This is a genomic window from Nonomuraea sp. NPDC003707 (genome assembly GCF_053587055.1).
In genome coordinates this window covers 273,826-289,754 of record NZ_JBSFNK010000008.1, presented here as the reverse complement: position 1 = coordinate 289,754, position 15,929 = coordinate 273,826, and the positions used below count along the sequence as shown (strand labels likewise).

22 protein-coding genes are annotated in these 15,929 nt (G+C 72.0%); 8 read left to right on the top strand and 14 right to left on the bottom strand.

Annotated elements, in window-relative coordinates; all coding sequences use genetic code 11:
• Positions 1-9 precede the first annotated feature (9 nt).
• Positions 10-579 (bottom strand): CGNR zinc finger domain-containing protein, encoded by a 570-nt coding sequence (locus ACWDRB_RS23160; protein ID WP_363968615.1) that lies wholly within the window; start codon positions 577-579, stop codon positions 10-12.
• A 33-nt stretch (positions 580-612) separates the two neighbouring features.
• Between ACWDRB_RS23160 and ACWDRB_RS23155 the strand changes: the two genes are divergently transcribed.
• The gene (locus tag ACWDRB_RS23155) at positions 613-1,491 is read left to right on the top strand and encodes an SCO6745 family protein (RefSeq protein ID WP_449896698.1); all 879 of its coding nucleotides are present in this window, start codon (positions 613-615) and stop codon (positions 1,489-1,491) included.
• Between the two features lie 23 nt (positions 1,492-1,514).
• Here ACWDRB_RS23155 and ACWDRB_RS23150 read toward each other — a convergent pair whose 3' ends face one another.
• Entirely contained in the window at positions 1,515-1,856 is a 342-nt protein-coding gene (locus tag ACWDRB_RS23150) for a VOC family protein (RefSeq protein ID WP_363968619.1), read from the bottom strand.
• 65 nt (positions 1,857-1,921) lie between these two features.
• Here ACWDRB_RS23150 and ACWDRB_RS23145 point away from each other — a divergent pair, with 65 nt between their 5' ends.
• Both ACWDRB_RS23145 and ACWDRB_RS23140 read left to right on the top strand, forming a co-directional pair.
• A complete protein-coding gene (locus tag ACWDRB_RS23145) occupies positions 1,922-2,257 on the top strand; it encodes an ArsR/SmtB family transcription factor (RefSeq protein WP_449896959.1) in 336 nt (111 codons plus the stop codon).
• Positions 2,254-2,676 (top strand): SRPBCC domain-containing protein, encoded by a 423-nt coding sequence (locus ACWDRB_RS23140; protein WP_350734307.1) that lies wholly within the window; start codon positions 2,254-2,256, stop codon positions 2,674-2,676. The genes ACWDRB_RS23145 and ACWDRB_RS23140 overlap by 4 nt, the downstream gene beginning before the upstream one ends.
• On the opposite strand, the gene ACWDRB_RS23135 is transcribed toward ACWDRB_RS23140, so the two are convergent.
• Genes ACWDRB_RS23135 through ACWDRB_RS23115 form a run of 5 tightly spaced genes read right to left on the bottom strand, consistent with a single transcriptional unit; the run spans position 2,673 to position 5,682 of the window.
• On the bottom strand, positions 2,673-2,885 hold the full coding sequence (locus tag ACWDRB_RS23135) for a hypothetical protein (protein WP_185074419.1): 213 nt from the start codon (positions 2,883-2,885) through the stop codon (positions 2,673-2,675). The genes ACWDRB_RS23140 and ACWDRB_RS23135 overlap by 4 nt on opposite strands.
• Before the next feature lie 3 nt (positions 2,886-2,888).
• Positions 2,889-3,623, bottom strand: a complete 735-nt coding sequence (locus tag ACWDRB_RS23130; RefSeq protein ID WP_449896695.1) for an alpha/beta fold hydrolase — start codon at positions 3,621-3,623, stop codon at positions 2,889-2,891.
• The gene (locus tag ACWDRB_RS23125) at positions 3,620-4,249 is read right to left on the bottom strand and encodes a LysE family translocator (RefSeq protein ID WP_449896693.1); all 630 of its coding nucleotides are present in this window, start codon (positions 4,247-4,249) and stop codon (positions 3,620-3,622) included. The genes ACWDRB_RS23130 and ACWDRB_RS23125 overlap by 4 nt, the downstream gene beginning before the upstream one ends.
• A 49-nt stretch (positions 4,250-4,298) precedes the next feature.
• A complete protein-coding gene (locus ACWDRB_RS23120; RefSeq protein ID WP_449896691.1) occupies positions 4,299-5,270 on the bottom strand; it encodes a helix-turn-helix transcriptional regulator in 972 nt (323 codons plus the stop codon).
• A 40-nt stretch (positions 5,271-5,310) separates the two neighbouring features.
• Complete coding sequence (locus tag ACWDRB_RS23115; RefSeq protein ID WP_449896689.1) at positions 5,311-5,682, bottom strand: winged helix-turn-helix transcriptional regulator; 372 nt, start codon at positions 5,680-5,682, stop codon at positions 5,311-5,313.
• A gap of 78 nt (positions 5,683-5,760) precedes the next feature.
• Here ACWDRB_RS23115 and ACWDRB_RS23110 point away from each other — a divergent pair, with 78 nt between their 5' ends.
• Positions 5,761-6,597, top strand: a complete 837-nt coding sequence (locus tag ACWDRB_RS23110; protein WP_449896687.1) for an SDR family oxidoreductase — start codon at positions 5,761-5,763, stop codon at positions 6,595-6,597.
• A gap of 15 nt (positions 6,598-6,612) precedes the next feature.
• On the opposite strand, the gene ACWDRB_RS23105 is transcribed toward ACWDRB_RS23110, so the two are convergent.
• The 4 genes from ACWDRB_RS23105 to ACWDRB_RS23090 all read right to left on the bottom strand — a co-directional run bounded on the left by ACWDRB_RS23105 (position 6,613) and on the right by ACWDRB_RS23090 (position 10,340).
• Entirely contained in the window at positions 6,613-7,377 is a 765-nt protein-coding gene (locus ACWDRB_RS23105) for a sulfite exporter TauE/SafE family protein (protein ID WP_350734297.1), read from the bottom strand.
• A gap of 77 nt (positions 7,378-7,454) precedes the next feature.
• On the bottom strand, positions 7,455-8,402 hold the full coding sequence (locus ACWDRB_RS23100; RefSeq protein ID WP_350734295.1) for a VWA domain-containing protein: 948 nt from the start codon (positions 8,400-8,402) through the stop codon (positions 7,455-7,457).
• On the bottom strand, positions 8,399-9,331 hold the full coding sequence (locus ACWDRB_RS23095) for a DUF58 domain-containing protein (protein WP_350734294.1): 933 nt from the start codon (positions 9,329-9,331) through the stop codon (positions 8,399-8,401). Before ACWDRB_RS23095 ends, ACWDRB_RS23100 begins: the two co-directional genes overlap by 4 nt.
• A 7-nt stretch (positions 9,332-9,338) precedes the next feature.
• Positions 9,339-10,340 (bottom strand): AAA family ATPase, encoded by a 1,002-nt coding sequence (locus ACWDRB_RS23090; protein WP_355198869.1) that lies wholly within the window; start codon positions 10,338-10,340, stop codon positions 9,339-9,341.
• 55 nt (positions 10,341-10,395) lie between these two features.
• Here ACWDRB_RS23090 and ACWDRB_RS23085 point away from each other — a divergent pair, with 55 nt between their 5' ends.
• Positions 10,396-11,172 carry a hypothetical protein gene (locus ACWDRB_RS23085; protein ID WP_449896683.1) on the top strand — a complete coding sequence of 259 codons (777 nt, stop codon included), beginning with the start codon at positions 10,396-10,398 and terminating at the stop codon, positions 11,170-11,172.
• Positions 11,173-11,211: 39 nt separating this feature from the next.
• Complete coding sequence (locus ACWDRB_RS23080) at positions 11,212-12,075, top strand: DUF2268 domain-containing protein (RefSeq protein WP_449896681.1); 864 nt, start codon at positions 11,212-11,214, stop codon at positions 12,073-12,075.
• A 53-nt stretch (positions 12,076-12,128) separates the two neighbouring features.
• On the opposite strand, the gene ACWDRB_RS23075 is transcribed toward ACWDRB_RS23080, so the two are convergent.
• Positions 12,129-12,773 (bottom strand): response regulator, encoded by a 645-nt coding sequence (locus ACWDRB_RS23075; RefSeq protein ID WP_449896679.1) that lies wholly within the window; start codon positions 12,771-12,773, stop codon positions 12,129-12,131.
• Positions 12,770-13,990: a sensor histidine kinase gene (locus ACWDRB_RS23070; RefSeq protein ID WP_449896677.1), complete on the bottom strand. Its 1,221-nt coding sequence runs from the start codon at positions 13,988-13,990 to the stop codon at positions 12,770-12,772. Before ACWDRB_RS23070 ends, ACWDRB_RS23075 begins: the two co-directional genes overlap by 4 nt.
• Before the next feature lie 145 nt (positions 13,991-14,135).
• On the opposite strand from ACWDRB_RS23070, the gene ACWDRB_RS23065 reads away from it, so the two are divergent.
• Positions 14,136-14,699, top strand: a complete 564-nt coding sequence (locus ACWDRB_RS23065; protein ID WP_192783338.1) for a ClpP family protease — start codon at positions 14,136-14,138, stop codon at positions 14,697-14,699.
• A gap of 1 nt (position 14,700) precedes the next feature.
• Positions 14,701-15,318, top strand: a complete 618-nt coding sequence (locus ACWDRB_RS23060; RefSeq protein ID WP_350734283.1) for an ATP-dependent Clp protease proteolytic subunit — start codon at positions 14,701-14,703, stop codon at positions 15,316-15,318.
• A 210-nt stretch (positions 15,319-15,528) separates the two neighbouring features.
• Here the strand turns inward: ACWDRB_RS23060 and ACWDRB_RS23055 are convergent, their stop codons facing one another.
• Positions 15,529-15,909 (bottom strand): DUF2255 family protein, encoded by a 381-nt coding sequence (locus tag ACWDRB_RS23055; RefSeq protein ID WP_363968646.1) that lies wholly within the window; start codon positions 15,907-15,909, stop codon positions 15,529-15,531.
• Positions 15,910-15,929 lie beyond the last annotated feature (20 nt).

Genomic DNA, 15,929 nt, shown 5'->3' with positions numbered 1-15,929 from the left:
GGTCCGTGGTCAGGCGCGGCGGCGGGCGCGGTAGGCGCTGGCCTTGGCGCGGTTCTGGCAGGACAGGCCGCAGAACCGGCGCGAGGCGTTCCTGGTGACGTCGAAGAAGACCAGCTCGCACCCGCCCGCCTCGCAGGTCCGCAGCCGCCGGCCCTGGCCGACGCCGATCACCATGGCCAGGGCCGTGCCGGCGTCGGCGGCCCAGGCGTCGACCAGGTCCGCACCGGGGCCGTGGAAGGCCAGCACAGGCGGGTCGCCGTGCAGGTTGGGCACGGCCGCGTGGCGCACCAGGGCCGCGTTGAGGGCGGCGACGTCGCCGCTGAAGGCCGGGTGGAGCTCGGCGGCCACGTCCGCGAGCCGGTCGGCGTCCGCGCCGGTCAGCGCGCGGCCGGCGGGCCGGCCCTGCCGGTCGAACGCCGCCTCCAGCGCGGCCCGGCGGTCGGCGGGCGGGTCCACGGGGCGGCCGCGGGCCTGGGTGACGGCCAGCTCGTTCACCAGCAGGACGGCCAGCTCCGCCCACCTCCCGACATAACTGTCTATTTGCGATTGACCAGTGATGCGCCAAGCCTCTATCGTCACTGGCATAGCTTATCTAGACAGTGAGGGATTACTATGAGCACATCGTCCAGACTTGCCCGCCGCATGTGGCACCAGCTTGAGCCGATCCACGCGGTGCTGTACTTCTCGCCCCAGGCGTTCGAGGAGGCGGGCGCGCTCGGTTACGACGTGGAGTCGCGCTGGCCGAGCTATTTCGCCTACCGCACGGCCCCGCTCGGGCGGGCCGGCAGCCGGCTGGCCACCGCCGCGTACTACAGCTTCAGCCCGCGGATGATCGCCGAGCACGTGCCCGCCGCGTGGGAGGTCGCCTCGCCCGAGCGGGTGCTCGAGGCCCGGATGACCGCCGTCGACCGCACGTACCGCGCTCTGCTGGGCGACAGGGTGACGGCGGACGCGACGGTGGAGGCGGCGGAGCTGGCCAGGCGGGCCGCCGAGAGCGTGAGCGTGGCCGGGCGGCCGTTGGCCGCGGCCAACCTGGACCTGCCCTGGGCCGACGAGCCGCACCTGGTGCTGTGGCAGGCAGCCACCGTGCTGCGCGAGCACCGCGGTGACGGCCACCTGGCGGCGCTGCAGGCCGCGGAGCTGGACGGTTGCGAGTCGCTGGTGTCGTTCGCCGCGATCGGCGCCGCCCCCGCGGCGAACTTCGCCGGGCGCGGCTGGAGCGAGCAGGAGTGGGACGCGGCCCAGGAGCGGCTGGCCGCCCGCGGGCTGGCCGGCCCCGACGGGCAGGCCACCGAGCGGGGGCGGGCGCTGCGCGACCAGGTCGAGCGGATGACCGACCGGCTGGCCGCGGAGCCGTGGCGGCTGCTCGGGGAGGAGCGCGCCGAGCGGCTGGCCCGGCTGGCTTCGCCGTTCCTCGGCGCGGCCTTCGAGGCCGGGCTGCTGCCGATGACCAGCACCCTCGGCATCGCCACCGTCAAGGCCCCAGACTAGAAAACACGGATTAGAAACCCGGCCTAATCGAAACCGGGGGCGGGCTGCCAGAGGCTGATCTCCGTGCCCTGGTCGTCGGTGCAGGTGCAGCCGCGCCCCGACTTGCTGTCGTACAGCTCGCCGGTGTCGCCGCCGAGCTCCCGCACCCGCTTGACGGCCGCGTCGATGTCGGTGACGTGGTAGTAGATGTTCGGCTGCGAGGAGGGCCCGCGCGCGACGAAGCCCATCGGCACGGCCGTGTTCGTGACGTGCAGGTACGTCTCGTGCTCGCGCCTGAACTCCCAGCCGAACAGCGCCCCGTAGAAGGCGGCCGCCCGATCCAGGTCCGCCACGGACAGCGTGTAGTAACCCAGCTCGACACTCATGTACGAACCTCCGCAATAATTGCCGCTAGCGTTAAGGGTTAACAGCCTAACGGAAGCAGGCAACAATTAACGCCAACGTTAACGAAATCGACGCGACACTGGCCGCGCTCGCCGATCCCACCCGCCGCAAGGTCATCGACCTGCTGCGCGAAGGCCCGCGACCGGCCGGCGAGCTGGCGCAGGCCGTCCAGATGAGCGCCCCCGCCCTCAGCAGGCACCTGCGCGTGCTGCGGGCGGGCGGCCTCGTCCAGGCGGAGGCCGGCGGCGCCGACGCCCGCCTGCGCCTCTACACGCTGCGCCAGGAGCCGTTCACGGCGCTGCAGGCCTGGCTGGACCAGGTGCAGGCATTCTGGGCCGAGCAGCTCGGCTCGTTCAAGGACCACGTGGAGCGCAGCCGGTGAACTCCGTCCAGGCCAGCGTCACCGTGCCCGTCGACCCGGCGACCGCGTTCCGGATCTTCACCGACGAGATCGACAGCTGGTACGTGCGCGGCCGCCACAGCTGGGTCGACCCGGCCCGCGCGGTCGCCATCCGCTTCGAGGACGGCTTCCTGCGCGAGCTGTGGTCCGACGGCGGCCACGTCGACACCGGCAGGATCCTCGCCTGGGAGCCGCCGCGCCGCCTCGTCTGGGCCGACCTGCTCAACGAGGGCGGCCGGATGGAGATCGAGGTGGCCTTCAGCCCGGTCGAGGGCGGCACCGAGGTGCTGCTGGAGCACCGCGGCCTGGACACGCTGCCCTCGGACGTGGCCGGACGCATCCGGCGCGGCTACTCCTGGAACATCGCGCTGCGCTGGTTCGCCGGCACGTGGGCGGGCTAGCGGCGGCCGTACTTCTTGTGCACGGCCTGCTTGCTCACCCCGATCGCGTCGGCGATCTGCGCCCAGGCCAGCCCCGCCACCCTGGCCCGGCGCACCTGGACCGCCTCCAGACGCTCGATCTCGCGGCGCAGGGCGGTCGTGGCGTGCAGTGCCAGCAGCGGGTCGTCGTCCTGCGCCTGCCGAAGGAGGGTCGCCAGGTCGTTCGTCATGTCCTAAAGGTAGTCCAGGAGCAGTCGGTTGATCTCCTCGGGACGTTCGAGGGCGGGCAGGTGCCCGGCCCAGTCCAGCTCGACCAGCCGCGCCCGGGGCAGCTCGCCGGCCAGGTGGCGGGCGCTCTCCTGGAAGTACGGCAGGTCGTGCGCGCCGGCCACGACCAGCGCCGGCACGTCGATCTCCGCCGGCGCGAACTCCTTCTCGACCTGCGACGGCTCCGGATCGGCGGCCAGCTGCACCTCGAACGCGTGCCGCTGCATCTCCACCACGCGCCCGAACGTCTCCCGCGACGCCTCGGGCCCGAGCAGGGTGCGCGCGTTCAGCTCCGCCGCGCCCTCGACGTCGCCCGCCTCGAGCAGGCGCCCCTCCTCGTCCCAGTACGCCCGCAGGTCCGGCGTGGGCGCCAGGTCGGAGACGGGGTTCAGCAGCACCAGCCGGCCGGCGAGCCCGGCCGCCGCCAGCTCCAGCGCGACCCGGCCCCCGCCCGACGAGCCGACCAGCGCCGCCCGGCTCACCTCCAGCGCGGCCAGCAGCCGCGCCACGTCGTCGCTGTCGCTGTACGGGCCGTCCGACCGGTAAGGGCTGCGCCCGTACCCCCGGAAGTCCACCGTGATCACCCGGAAGCGCTCGGACAGGGCCTCCACCTGCGCGTCCCACATGCCCGAGTCGACCGACGTCGAATGCAGCAGCACGACGGGCTCGCCCGTGCCCCGCTCGGAATGCCAGATCGTCATCGTGACTCCACCGCCAGCCGCACGCCCAGCCCGATCAGCACCACGCCGGAGATCTGCTCCAGCCGCCGGCGCACCGCGGGCCGCCCCAGCACCGCCTTGGCCTTGGCCACCGTCCAGATGAGCAGCCCGTACCAGGCCAGGTCGACCAGCACCCACACGACGGCCAGCGTCGCGAGCGTGACCGGCACGTTCTGCCCCGGTGCGACGAACTGCGGCAGGAACGACATCGCGAACACCGCCGCCTTCGGGTTGGCCAGGCACGTCCCGAGGCCCGCCAGGTACGGCCCGCGCAGGCCCGGCACCACCGCCCCCTCGACCTCGGTCGCCCCATTGGTCGAGGGCGCGCCCTTGCGGGCCTGCCACAGCGCCTGGGCGCCCATCACGACCAGCACCACGGCGCCGACCACGCGCATCACGTCATAGGCCAGCTGCGAGGCCACCAGCAGCGCCGACAGGCCGAAGGCGGCCGCCAGCCCCCACAGCAGGATGCCGGTCTCGTTGCCCAGCGTGGCGGCCATGCCGGAGCCGCGGCCCGCGCGCAGCGTCTGGCGCAGGATGATGGCCGTGCTGACCCCTGGCGCCATGGCCACCAGAACGCACGCGCCTATGAAAGCGAGAAGATACATGCGCGGAATGTTCCCAGAAACCGCGCCGGGAAGTCGCCTGATTATCGGCCTACTCGTACAGTTTGCGCAGCTCTGCGACCGCCTCGCCCATCAGCGCCCGCAGCTCCGGCGGCCCCAGCACCTCCACGTCGGCCCCCATCCGCAGCAGCAGCCAGCGCGCGTGCGTGATCGACTCGATCGGCACCGTCAGCGTCAGCCAGCCCTCCGGATCGGGCTCGCCGGCCGCGGCCAGCGCGGCGCCGACCACGTCGGAGCCCATCGTGTACGCCAGCAGCTCGCCCCGGCCGGGGGCGAGCCTGATGACGGCCTCGGCGGTGTACATCCGCTCGCGGAACTCCTTGGCGTAGCCCTGCCAGAACTCGCCCAGGTCGAACCCCTCGGGCCGGGGGAAGCGGCCGGGCAGCGTCTCCACGGTCAGGATCCGCGCCACCCGGTAGGTGCGGGCGCTGCCGCCCGGCGGCGCGGCCACCATGTACCAGGACCCGCCCTTGAGCACCAGCCCGTACGGGTGGATCACCCGGTCGACCTCCTGCTGCCCCCAGCGCCGGTAGGTCATGTGCAGCGGCCGCCGGTCCCACACCGCCTCGGCGACCTCGCTCAGATGCGGCACGTCGTCGGCCGAGCGATACCAGCTCGGCACGTCGAGCAGGAACCGCTCGCGCATCCGCGAGGCCTGCGAGCGCGGCTCGGGCGGCAGCGCGGCCAGCAGCTTCAGCTCCGCGGTGGCGGCCACCTCGGCCAGCCCCAGCTCGGCCGCCGGGCCGGGCAGCCCCGCCAGGAACAGCGAGGAGGCCTCCTCGGCGGTCAGCCCGTTGAGCCTGGTGCGGTAGCCGTCGAGCAGTTGGTAGCCGCCCGCGGGCCCCCGGTCGGCGTAGACCGGCACGCCGGCCGACGACAGCGCCTCCACGTCGCGGTAGACCGTGCGGACCGACACCTCCAGCTCCTCGGCCAGCTCCGGCGCGGTCATGCGGCCGCGCGACTGCAGGAGCAGGAGCAGCGAGAGCAGGCGGCTGGCACGCATGGCCCCATTGTAGGAAAGCGGCCTGCGGGAAAGCGGCCGTTCAGCGGGCGGCGTACTCCTCTCTGGAGGACATCACCTGGGGCATGCGCCCCTCCACCCACTCCAGGAGCGGGATGAGCCGCTCGGCGGCCTCCCGGCCCAGCTCGGTGAGGCTGTACTCGACCTTGGGCGGGATCGAGGACTCGGCCACGCGCAGCACCATGCCGTCACGTTCGAGCGCGTGGAGGGTCTGGGACAACATCTTCTCGCTCACCCCGTCGACCCGGCGGCGCAGCGCGTTGAAACGGTAGGGCCCCTCGTACAGGGCCACCAGCGCCAGGATCGCCCAGCGACCGGTGATCGTCTCCAGCACCGAGCGCGAGGTGCACCGGCGCGAGAAGACATCGGACACCAGCTCTTCGAACTCCTCCATGGAAACCAGCGTACGCGTTCGTGGGTACTTTCTGATAGAAAGTACTAACCAAATCGCTGGTACTGAATGGGAGAAATCATGATCGTGGTGACCGGAGCCACCGGACAGCTGGGCCGGCTGGTGATCGAGGAGCTCAAGAAGCGCGTCCCCGCCGAGCAGGTCGTCGCCGCCGCGCGTACCCCGGAGAAGGGCGCCGACCTCGGCGTCGAGGTGCGCCAGGCCGACTACGACCGGCCCGAGACGGTCAGGAGCGCGCTGCGGGGCGCCACCAGGGTGCTGCTCATCTCCGGCCTGGACCCCAACCGCCTGCAGCAGCACTCGACCGTCGTGGACGCCGCCAAGGAGGCCGGGGCCACGCTCGTCTACACCAGCGCGCCCGGCGCCGACACCACCGAGGCCCTCCTGGCCGCCGACCACCGGGCGACCGAGGAGTACATCAAGGCGTCCGGGGTGACGTACACGATCCTGCGCAACAACTGGTACAACGAGGTCTACGCGCCGGCGATCACGGCCGCCCCGCAGCTCGGCGCCGTGCACGGCGCCGCCGGCGACGGCCGGGTGGCCTCCGCCTCCCGCGCCGACTACGCCGCCGCCGCGGCCGCCGTGCTGACCGGCGAGGGCCACGACGGCAAGGTGTACGAGCTGTCCGGCGACACGACCTGGACCCGGGCCGACCTGGCCGCCGAGATCGCCGCGGCCACCGGCAAGGAGGTCGTCTACCAGGACCTGCCGAAGGACGAGTACGCGGGCGTGCTGGCCGGTGCCGGCCTGCCGGTGCCGTTCGCCGAGATGATGGCGGACGTGGACGTCAACATCGCCCGCGGCTGGCTCTCGCACACCCCCGGCACGCTGCGCGACCTCATCGGCCGCCCCACCCAGCCGATCGGCGAGTACGTCCGTTCCCTCCTGGCCTGACCCCGCGGCGCGCCGTCAGCCGCCGAACTGCTGCCACGCCAGCCTGGCCACCAGGGCCACCACGACGCACAGCAGCACGATCCGCACGAAGCCGGTGCCCCGCTTGAGCGCCATCCGCGCGCCGAGCTGGGCGCCGGCCACGTTGCACACGGCCATGCCCAGCCCGAGCCCCCAGTTCAGGTGCCCCTGGAGCCCGAAGACCACCAGCGCCCCGAGGTTCGTCCCCACGTTGATGATCTTGGCGGACGCGGAGGCCGAGACGAAGTCCAGCCCGAGGATGGTGGTGAAGGCGATGATGAGGAACGTTCCCGTGCCCGGCCCCATGATGCCGTCGTAGAAGGCGATCCCGACCCCGGCCACCGCCACCGCGGCCAGCACCCGGCCGCGGGTCCGCAGGTGCGGCACCGGAACGGCCCCGAGCGCGGGCCTCAGCGTCACGAACGCGGCCACCCCGAGCAGCACCACCATGACGACGGGCCGCAGCACCTCGGCCGAGATCGCCGCCGCCGCCGACGCCCCGAGCCCGGCGCTCAGCACGGCCAGCCCGGCGCCGGGGAGCGCCACCTGCCGGTCGATCTTGGTGGAGCGGGCGTACGCGACGGCCGCCGAGGTGGTGCCGAAGATCGACGACAGCTTGTTGGTGGCCATCGCCTCGACCGTGGGCAGCCCCGTCATCAAGATCGCGGGGAGCTGCACCAGCCCGCCCCCGCCCACGACGGCGTCGACCCACCCCGCCCCTGCCGCCGCGACCAGCAACACCAGGACCTGCTCCAGCGGCACGCCACTCCCCCGATTCCCCCAAGAAACCCCAAGAGTGTACAAGTCACACAGCAAGCGGCCTTGAGGGAGGGGTGACGTCAGGGGATCCGGGAGCCGAACAGCACCGCCGCGCCCGCCACCAGCAGCCCGGCCAGGATCGCGGCCACGATGAACCACTGGGTGATCTCCTGGTTGACCAGCTTGTAGCCGAGCGAGGTGCCGATCTGCTCGTAGACCTCGCGCAGCTCGCTGCCGGACTCGGCGGTGTAGGCCCGCCCGCTGGTCCCGTCGGACAACGACTGCAGGGTCTGCTTGTTGACCGGCACGTTCACCGGGCGGCCGTCGATGTTGACGGTGCCCTCCTGGGTGCCGTACGCGATCGTGGAGACCGGCACGCGGGCCTGCTGGGCGGCGTCGATGGCCTCGTTCACGGACCTGCCCGAGGTGTTGTCGCCGTCGGACAGCAGCACGATCGCGGCCGGCGGCGGGTCGGTCGCGGCCTGCTGGTCGAACGAGCGCAGCGAGTCGAGCGAGTTGAAGACGGCCTCGCCGATCGCGGTGCCCGGGCGGGTGGTGAGGGTGCCGATGGAGGTGACCACGGCCTGGTGGTCGGTGGTGGGCGAGATGACGACGTTGGCGGAGCGGGCGAAGGACACCACGCCGACGTTGAAGCGGTCCGGCAACTCCCTGACGAACGCCTGGGCCGCGGCCTTGGCGGCGTTGATCCGGTCGGGCTGGACGTCGTCGGCGTCCATGGACAGCGACACGTCCAGCGCGATCATGATGGTGGCGCGGTCGCGCGGCACGCGTACCTGGTCGGCGGGCTTGGCGGCGCCGACGACCAGGAGCGCCATCATGAGGAGGAACAGCGCGGGGCCGACGTGGCGGCGCCAGCCGGGGCCGGCGGGGGCGACGAGGTCGAGCAGGGCCAGGTTCGTGAAGCGCACGGTGTAGCGGCGCCGGGCGAACATCGACACGATGTACCCGGCCACCAGCAGCCCCACCAGCAGGAACAGCCAAAGCCAGCCGGGGGCCAAGAAAGTCACGTAGGTCTCCTGTGGGCGAGATGGCTCATGCGGCGCTGGCGGAGGACGAACTGCGCGATGTCGAACACCCAGTCCCGGTCGGTACGCAGCACGAGGTGCGCGATGCCGGCGCGGCGCAGCGCCACGCGGGTGCCCTCGCGCTGCAGGGCGGCCGCCTCCGCGTACGCTTGCCGAACCTTGGGTGAAAGATGCACTTCGCGTACCTTCCCGCTCTCGGGGTCGGTGAACGCGACCCGCCCCACGTCGGGCAGCTCCAGCTCGCGAGGGTCGATCACCTCGACCGCCAGCACCTGGTGACGGGCGGCCAGCCGCCTGATGGGGCGCTCCCAGGGGCGTTCGGCGTCGGGGTCGAGGCTGGGGCGGGCGTCGAGGAAGTCGGAGACGATCAGCCGCACACCGCGCCGCCTGCGGCTGGCCGACAGCACCTCGATGCCCTCGGCCAGATCGGGCGCGTCGGGCACGATCCGGCCGCGCGGGGCGTCCATGAGCGAGTGCAGCAGCCCGTAGAGGGCCGGGCGGCCGGTGCGCGCGGGCATGCGGTGCACGTACTCGTCGTGCAGCACCAGCGCGCCGAACCTGTCGCCCAGCCTGCTCGACAGGAACCCGATCGCGCCGACCGCCGCCACGACCAGGTCGCGTTTGTCGGTGTCGGCGGTGCCGAAGTCCATGCTGGGCGACAGGTCGGCCAGCGCCCAGGTCTCCAGCTCGCGGTCGGCGATCAGGTCGCGTACGTGCGGGACGGTCGTGCGCGCGGTGACCGCCCAGTCCATGCGGCGCACGTCGTCCTCGCCGGGCACGTACACGCGGCTGTCGCCGGCCTCGCTGCCCGGCCCCGGCAGCAGCCCCTGGTGGGCGCCGTGCAGCAGCCCGTCCAGCCGCCGGGTGACCGTCAGCTCCAGCCGCCTGAGCGCCTGTTCGGCCGTGTTCACAGGCCGCTCACCGGTTCTGGTTCCAGACGACGAGGGGCGGGGGCACGGCCTGCAGGATCTGTTTGACGACCTGCTCCGGGTCGACGCCGTCGGCCAGGGCGTCGAAGGTGAGCATGAGCCGGTGCGACATCACGTCCACCGCCACGTCGCGTACGTCGTCGGGCAGCATGTAGTCACGGCCGCGCAGCAGGGCCAGCGCCCGCCCGGCCGAGACCAGGCCCAGCGTGGCGCGGGGGCTGACGCCGATCTCGATGGTGTCGATGAGGTCGGGCAGGCCGTAGTCGGCGGGGCTGCGCGTGGACATGACCAGCCGCACCACGTAGTCGGCGACGAGCTGGTGCACCGAGACCTGCTCGGCCGCCTCCTGCAGGGCCAGCAGCTTGTCGGGGTCGAGCACCCGCTCGGGGACCGGCGGCTTGACGCTCATCCGGTGGAGGATCTCCAGCTCCTCGTGCGCGCTGGGGTGCGGCACCCGTACCCGGAACAGGAACCGGTCACGCTGCACCTCCGGCAGCGGATAGACGCCCTCGGACTCGATCGGGTTCTGGGTGGCGAGCACGATGAACGGCCTGGGCAGCGGGTGGGTGACGCCGGCGAGGGTGACCTGCCGCTCGGCCATCACCTCCAGCAGCGCGGACTGGACCTTGGCCGGGGCGCGGTTGATCTCGTCGGCCAGCAGGAAGTTGACGAACACGGGGCCGAGCTCGACATCGAACTTCTCGTTGGAGGGGTGGAAGACCCGGGTGCCGATGATGTCGCTCGGCACGAGGTCGGGGGTGAACTGGATCCGGGCGAACGTGCCGCCCACGACAGTGGCCAGGGTGGAGGCGGCGAGGGTCTTGGCGACGCCTGGGACTCCTTCGAGCAGGCAGTGCCCGCGGGCCAGCAGGGCCACGATGAGTCTTTCGACCATGTGGTCCTGGCCGACGATGACACGCCGGACCTCGTCGAGACTTTGACGCAGCAGTGCCGCGTCGTTTCCGCCTGGCAACTCTTCGGCGACGCTCATGACGCCATTCCACCAAACGCGCCGCAAACGTGCACGACGCCACGTCTGTGCTTTCATGGCAAACGTGGCAAGTCCCCTGCAGTACGGCGATCCACCCCGGCTGGGACCTTACGTGGTCCAGGCCCGCCTGCACACTGCCCCGGCCGGCTTCGTGTACCTCGGCCAGGCACCCGACGGGCGCGCGGTGTCCGTCGCCGTGCTCACCCGAGGGGCCGCGCTCGACGCCGCCGCCCGTGACCGGTTCGTGACCGCGATCAGGGAGGCCAGGGGCGAACGGTCCGGATTCCGCGGCTGGCTCGGACGTTCCGGGCGGTCGCGGAGCGCGGTGCTGGACGACACGCCCGACGTGCTCGCCTTCGACGGCGGGCACGCGCCCTGGGTGGCGGTCCCGTACGTGCCCGGCCGGCCCGGGGCCGAGCGTTTCCTCGATCCCGTCATGGTGGGCGGGACGTTCATCGGCGAGGTGCACGGGCCCGACTTCGTGCCGTACTGGCTGACCGACCGCGCGCCGGCGCTGCCCGGCCCGACGCGGCAGCGCAGGCCGCTCACCGAGACCCGCAAGCGGGTCCTGATGGCCGCGCTGGCGCTGGTGTTGCTGCTGATGCTGGTGACGGCGATCCTGCTGCTGCTGTTGCTGGGCCGGCGCGACAGCGAGCCGCAGCCCCGGCAGCTGCCGCCGACGGTGTTCGTGCCGACGCCGCCGCCGACGCCGGCCAGCCCCGAGCCGCGGCCCTCGCCGTCGACGTCGCCCTCCCCGTCGGAGAGCGGGCAGGTCACGCCCGGTCAGACACCGGGCGACGAGATGGGTGAGGAGTCCCCGCTGTTCCATTAGTTTGAGCCTGACGTAACAGGAGGCTTTAGCTTCCGCGGCATGGAATTCATCGTTCACGACACCCTCACGCCGATGGCCGCCCTGCTGCGCGAGCCGCTCGAACGGCGGCCCGGCGCGCTGCGGGACATCCTGGAGCCGACGCGCTCGGAGATCCCGATGCCCGGCGACATCGTCGACATCCACCACCAGGGCGGCGGCTTCCGGGTCGACGCCGACGATCCGCGCTACCTGCCCGCCGTCCAGCGCATGATCGACGCCGACGTGCCCGGGCAGGTGCGGCGGGAGCTGGAGCGCGCCTCCGACCGGCTGCGTGACGCCAAGCAGCGGGAGTCGGTGCAGGTCATGCTCATGTTGGGCAATCCGGACAACGAGCATTTGATGAAGGTGGGCGGCGGCTACTACGGCATGGGCGGCTCGCCCGGCTGGCTCTACCTGCTGGCCTGGCCGTCGGACGAGGTGATCGGCCGGATCGGGCACCTGGCGGTGCACGAGTTCCACCACAACGTCCGCTACACCAACGTCGAGTGGAACCCGATGACCGTGACCGTGGGCGAGCACGTGGTGGCCGAAGGGCTGGCCGAGGCGTTCGTACGGGAGCTGTCGGGGGCCGAGGCCATGGGGCCGTGGTCGTCGATGGTGAGCGGGGAGGCGTACGAGCGGGCGTACGAGCTGATCATGGCGGACTTCTCGCTGGCCGGGATGCAGCACACGTCGAAGTACGTGGTGGGGGACAGCGTGGCGCGCATGTTCGGGCAGGAACCGCGCGGCATCGCCGACATGGCGGGGTACGCGGTGGGACTGCACCTGGTCGACCGGGCCCTGGCCGCCACCGGCCTCACGGCCACGGAGGCGACCGTGCTGCCCGCGGCCGAGCTCCTGCGCCGCGCCGCCATCCACCCCTGACCTCCTCGCCCGCCCCCGAAGGACCCCACGGGGCCCCTCGGGGGGACGCCGTCTCAGCTCGGCGAGACGAAGCCCGACTCGTACGCGGCGATCACGGCCTGGGTCCGGTCCCGGGCACCCAGCTTGGCCAGCACGTTCCCCACGTGCGTCTTGACCGTCTCCTGGCTGACGACCAGCTCGGCGGCGATCTCGTGGTTGGACAGCCCCTTGGTCATCAGCCGCAGCACATCGCCCTCACGGCCGGTCAGCCGGTCGATCCCGGCCACCCGTCCCGGGCCCTGGGACCGGCGCCCGGCCAGCGCCCGGATCGCGGCCGGGAACAGCAGCGACTCCCCCGCCGCGACCAGCTTGACCGCCTTGATCAGATCGTCCGGCCTGGTGCGCTTGAGCAGGAACCCGCTGGCCCCGGCCCGCAGCGCGTCGTAGACATAGTCGTCGTTCTCGAACGTGGTCACCACCAGCACCTTCGGCGGCGCGTCCAGGGCCAGCAGGCGCTCGGTGGCCTGGATGCCGTCGAGCGCGGGCATCCGGACGTCCATGAGGACGACGTCGGGCCGTTCACGGCGGACCAGGGGCAGGACGGCGGCGCCGTCCGCGGCCTCGCCGACCACGGTCAGGTCCGGCTCGGCGTCGATGATGATCCGCAGTCCGGCGCGGATGAGGTCCTCGTCGTCGGCGATCACGACTCTGAGCGTCATGGGCTCGACCGTAGCGGCAGACGCACCGTGACGCTCCATCCGGCCTCCGTGGGGCCCGCGTCCAGTTCGCCGCGCAGCAGCCGGACACGCTCGCGCATCCCCGTCACGCCCCTGCCTCCGGGACCGCCGCCGGTCCCCCGTCCCGGGTTGGTGACCTCGAGCCTCAGGTCGTCGTCCTGTACGGCGGCGGCCAGGCGTACGGGGCCGTGGCCGTGCTTGATGGCGTTGGTGAGCGCCTCCTGGAGGATGCGGTACGCCTCCCGGGAGACCACGGCGGGCACGGCGGACAGGTCGCCCACCTCCTGCCGCACCTGAGCGCCCGAGGCGGCGACGAGCTCGTCGAGGTCGGCCAGCGTGGCCTGCGGCGCCCTGCCCCGCCCCGGATCGCCACCACTCCGAGAGCCACCGGCCCGGTCGTCTTCGCGGAGCACGCCCAGGACGTGGTCGAGGTCCTCCAGGGCGGTGCGGGCCGACTGCTCGATCGCGGCCAGGGCCCTTCTGGCGATCTCCGGGTCACGGTCGAGGACCCGGCCCGCGGCGGCGGCCTGCAGGGTGACGACGCTCAGCGCGTGCCCGACCGAGTCGTGCAGCTCGCGGGCGAGGCGGTTGCGTTCGGCGAGCGTACGGGCGTGCTCTTCTGCGGCGGCCAGGCGTTCGGCCGGGGTGGGGCCGAGCAGGACGGGAGCCAGCCTGGCCAGCAGCTCGCCCGCGCCCGCCACCGTCGCCACCAGCGCCCCCAGCAGCGCCAGCCCGCCCAGCGGCCACAGCGCCGCGGGCCATCCCGGCTCCACGACGACGCCGATGACCGGGGTCGCCCGCCCGGCGAACGGCAGCGCGAGCGTGACCAGCGTGAACGGCACGATGGCCAGCGTGGAGCCGCTGAGCAGCCCGCCGACCGCCAGGTGCAGGGTGAACCAGGCGGCGGTCCTGCGCCGCTCCTGCCAGGTGCGGCCCGCCTGCCTGGGCGGGCTCTCGACGTGCGCCCCGAGCAGCCCCTGCGCCGCGTTCACCTCCAGGGCCCGGATCGGCAGGAACAGCCCGGTGACGGCCACCACCGGCAGCACCGCCACGAACACGCCGATCTGGATGGGCAGCAGCAGGTTGGCGCTCTGGCCCTGCCACTGGGCCGCGATCAGGACGCCGGTCATCATGTACGGCATCAGCAGCGCGCCGCCCAGGATGAGGCACGCCCATCGGCGGGGCAGGTTCCTTCTCACATCCGCGATTGTATGTCGATGGATATTCGCTCTCGGTGGAATGCGCCCTTAGAGAAATGCGCCCCCAGCGAAAAAATTCCAGAATTCACACCCGCCGGGTCTAGCGTTTTTCTCGGAAACACCCAGCACAGAAAGGCGACCGGTCATGACGGAGACCCAGCGTGCGGCCTGGCCAGACCAGCTCAGCCAGCGCCTGCTGAAAGAGCGGATCGTCGTCCTCGGCCAGGAGGTCGACGACGAGATTTGCAACCGGCTCTGCGGGGAGCTCCTATTGCTGGCGGCCGAAGACCCACACCGCGACATAACGCTTTACATCAATTCGCCGGGCGGGTCCGTGACCGCCGGGATGGCGCTCTACGACATGATGCAGTTCATTCCGTGCGATGTGGCGACGGTGGCGATGGGGTTCGCCGCCTCCATGGGGCAGGTGCTGCTGACGGCGGGCGCCAAGGGCAAGCGCTACGCCCTGCCCAACTCCCGTGTCGTCATGCACCAGCCGCTCGGCGGCATCGGCGGCTCGGCCAGCGACATCCAGATCCAGGCCGACAACATGCTCTACACCAAGCGCCGGATGGCCGAGATCATCGCCCACCACACGGGCCAGCCGCTGGAGCGCATCCAGGCCGACTCCGACCGCGACCGCTGGTTCACCGCCCAGGAGGCGCTGGACTACGGCATCGTCGACCACATCGCAGAAGGGATGAACTGATATGAGCGGCCGCTATGTGCTGCCCTCGTTCACGGAGCGCACGTCGTACGGCATGAGGGAGATGAACCCGTACAACAAGCTCTTCGAGGACCGGATCATCTTCATCGGCGCCCCCATCGACGACACCGTGGCCAACGACGTGATGGCGCAGCTGCTCACGCTCGAATCGCTCGATCCCGACCAGGACGTCAGCCTCTACATCAACTCCCCCGGCGGCTCGTTCACCGCCATGATGGCCATTTACGACACCATGCAGTACATGCGGCCGGAGATCCACACCGTCTGCATCGGCGAGGCGTCCTCGGCCGCGGCGGTCCTGCTGGCGGCGGGCTCCCCCGGCAAACGCGCCGCCCTGCCGCACGCCCGCGTCCTGCTGCACGAGCCCCACACGGAGGGCGGCCGCGGGCAGGGCAGCGACCTGGAGATCCACGCCAGGGAGATCCTGCGCATGCGCGACCAGCAGGAGGAGATCCTCTCCCGGCACACGGGGCGGGGGATCCTGGAGATCAGGAAGGACATCGAGCGGGATCGGATCTTCACGGCGGAGCAGGCGCGCACGTACAGGCTGGTGGACGACATCTACGCCTCCAGAAAGCGCACCCTGACCCCCACCCGCTGACCCCCACCCCTCCCCCGGCCCGGCCCCAGGCGCACAACCAAGCACCGAAACCCAAGGCTGGAGTCGGGGGCCAGGGGTCCGGGCCGGAGGTAGGGACCCGAGACCGGGAGCGGGGTGATGGTACCGGCGGGGTCTCCTCCGAAGGCCCCGCGTCCAAACACCCCACACCTGCGGCCGACGCGCCGTGAGGCGGGTGCCCCACGGCGGCGGTCATGGTCGCGGCAGGAGCTTCAGGGTCGTGGCTCGGGCCTGGGCGGCGACCATGGGGACGACGTAGGTGCTGCCGTAACGGCGGTACTTGGTGCGGTACGCCGCATCGATCCGGTCGTTGACGCCCGGATCGTTCTCCTCGGCCAGGGCGACGTCCTTGTCGATGCCGCCGGCGGTGATGTGGGCGTGGTGGCCGGCCCGGGCAGTCCGGTACCAGGCTCCGTCGCTGCCTCGGTAGGAGCGGATGTAAAGATCGTCACCGTCACGGACGACCCAGATGGGCACCGGTGTGCGCGGCGTGCCGTCGTCGCGGACGGGCGCGATCCGCAGCTCCTCCGCGGTGCCGATACGGGCGAGCTCGTCGCTGGTCCATGAAGTCATGGCGGATGTCCTTTCCTGTG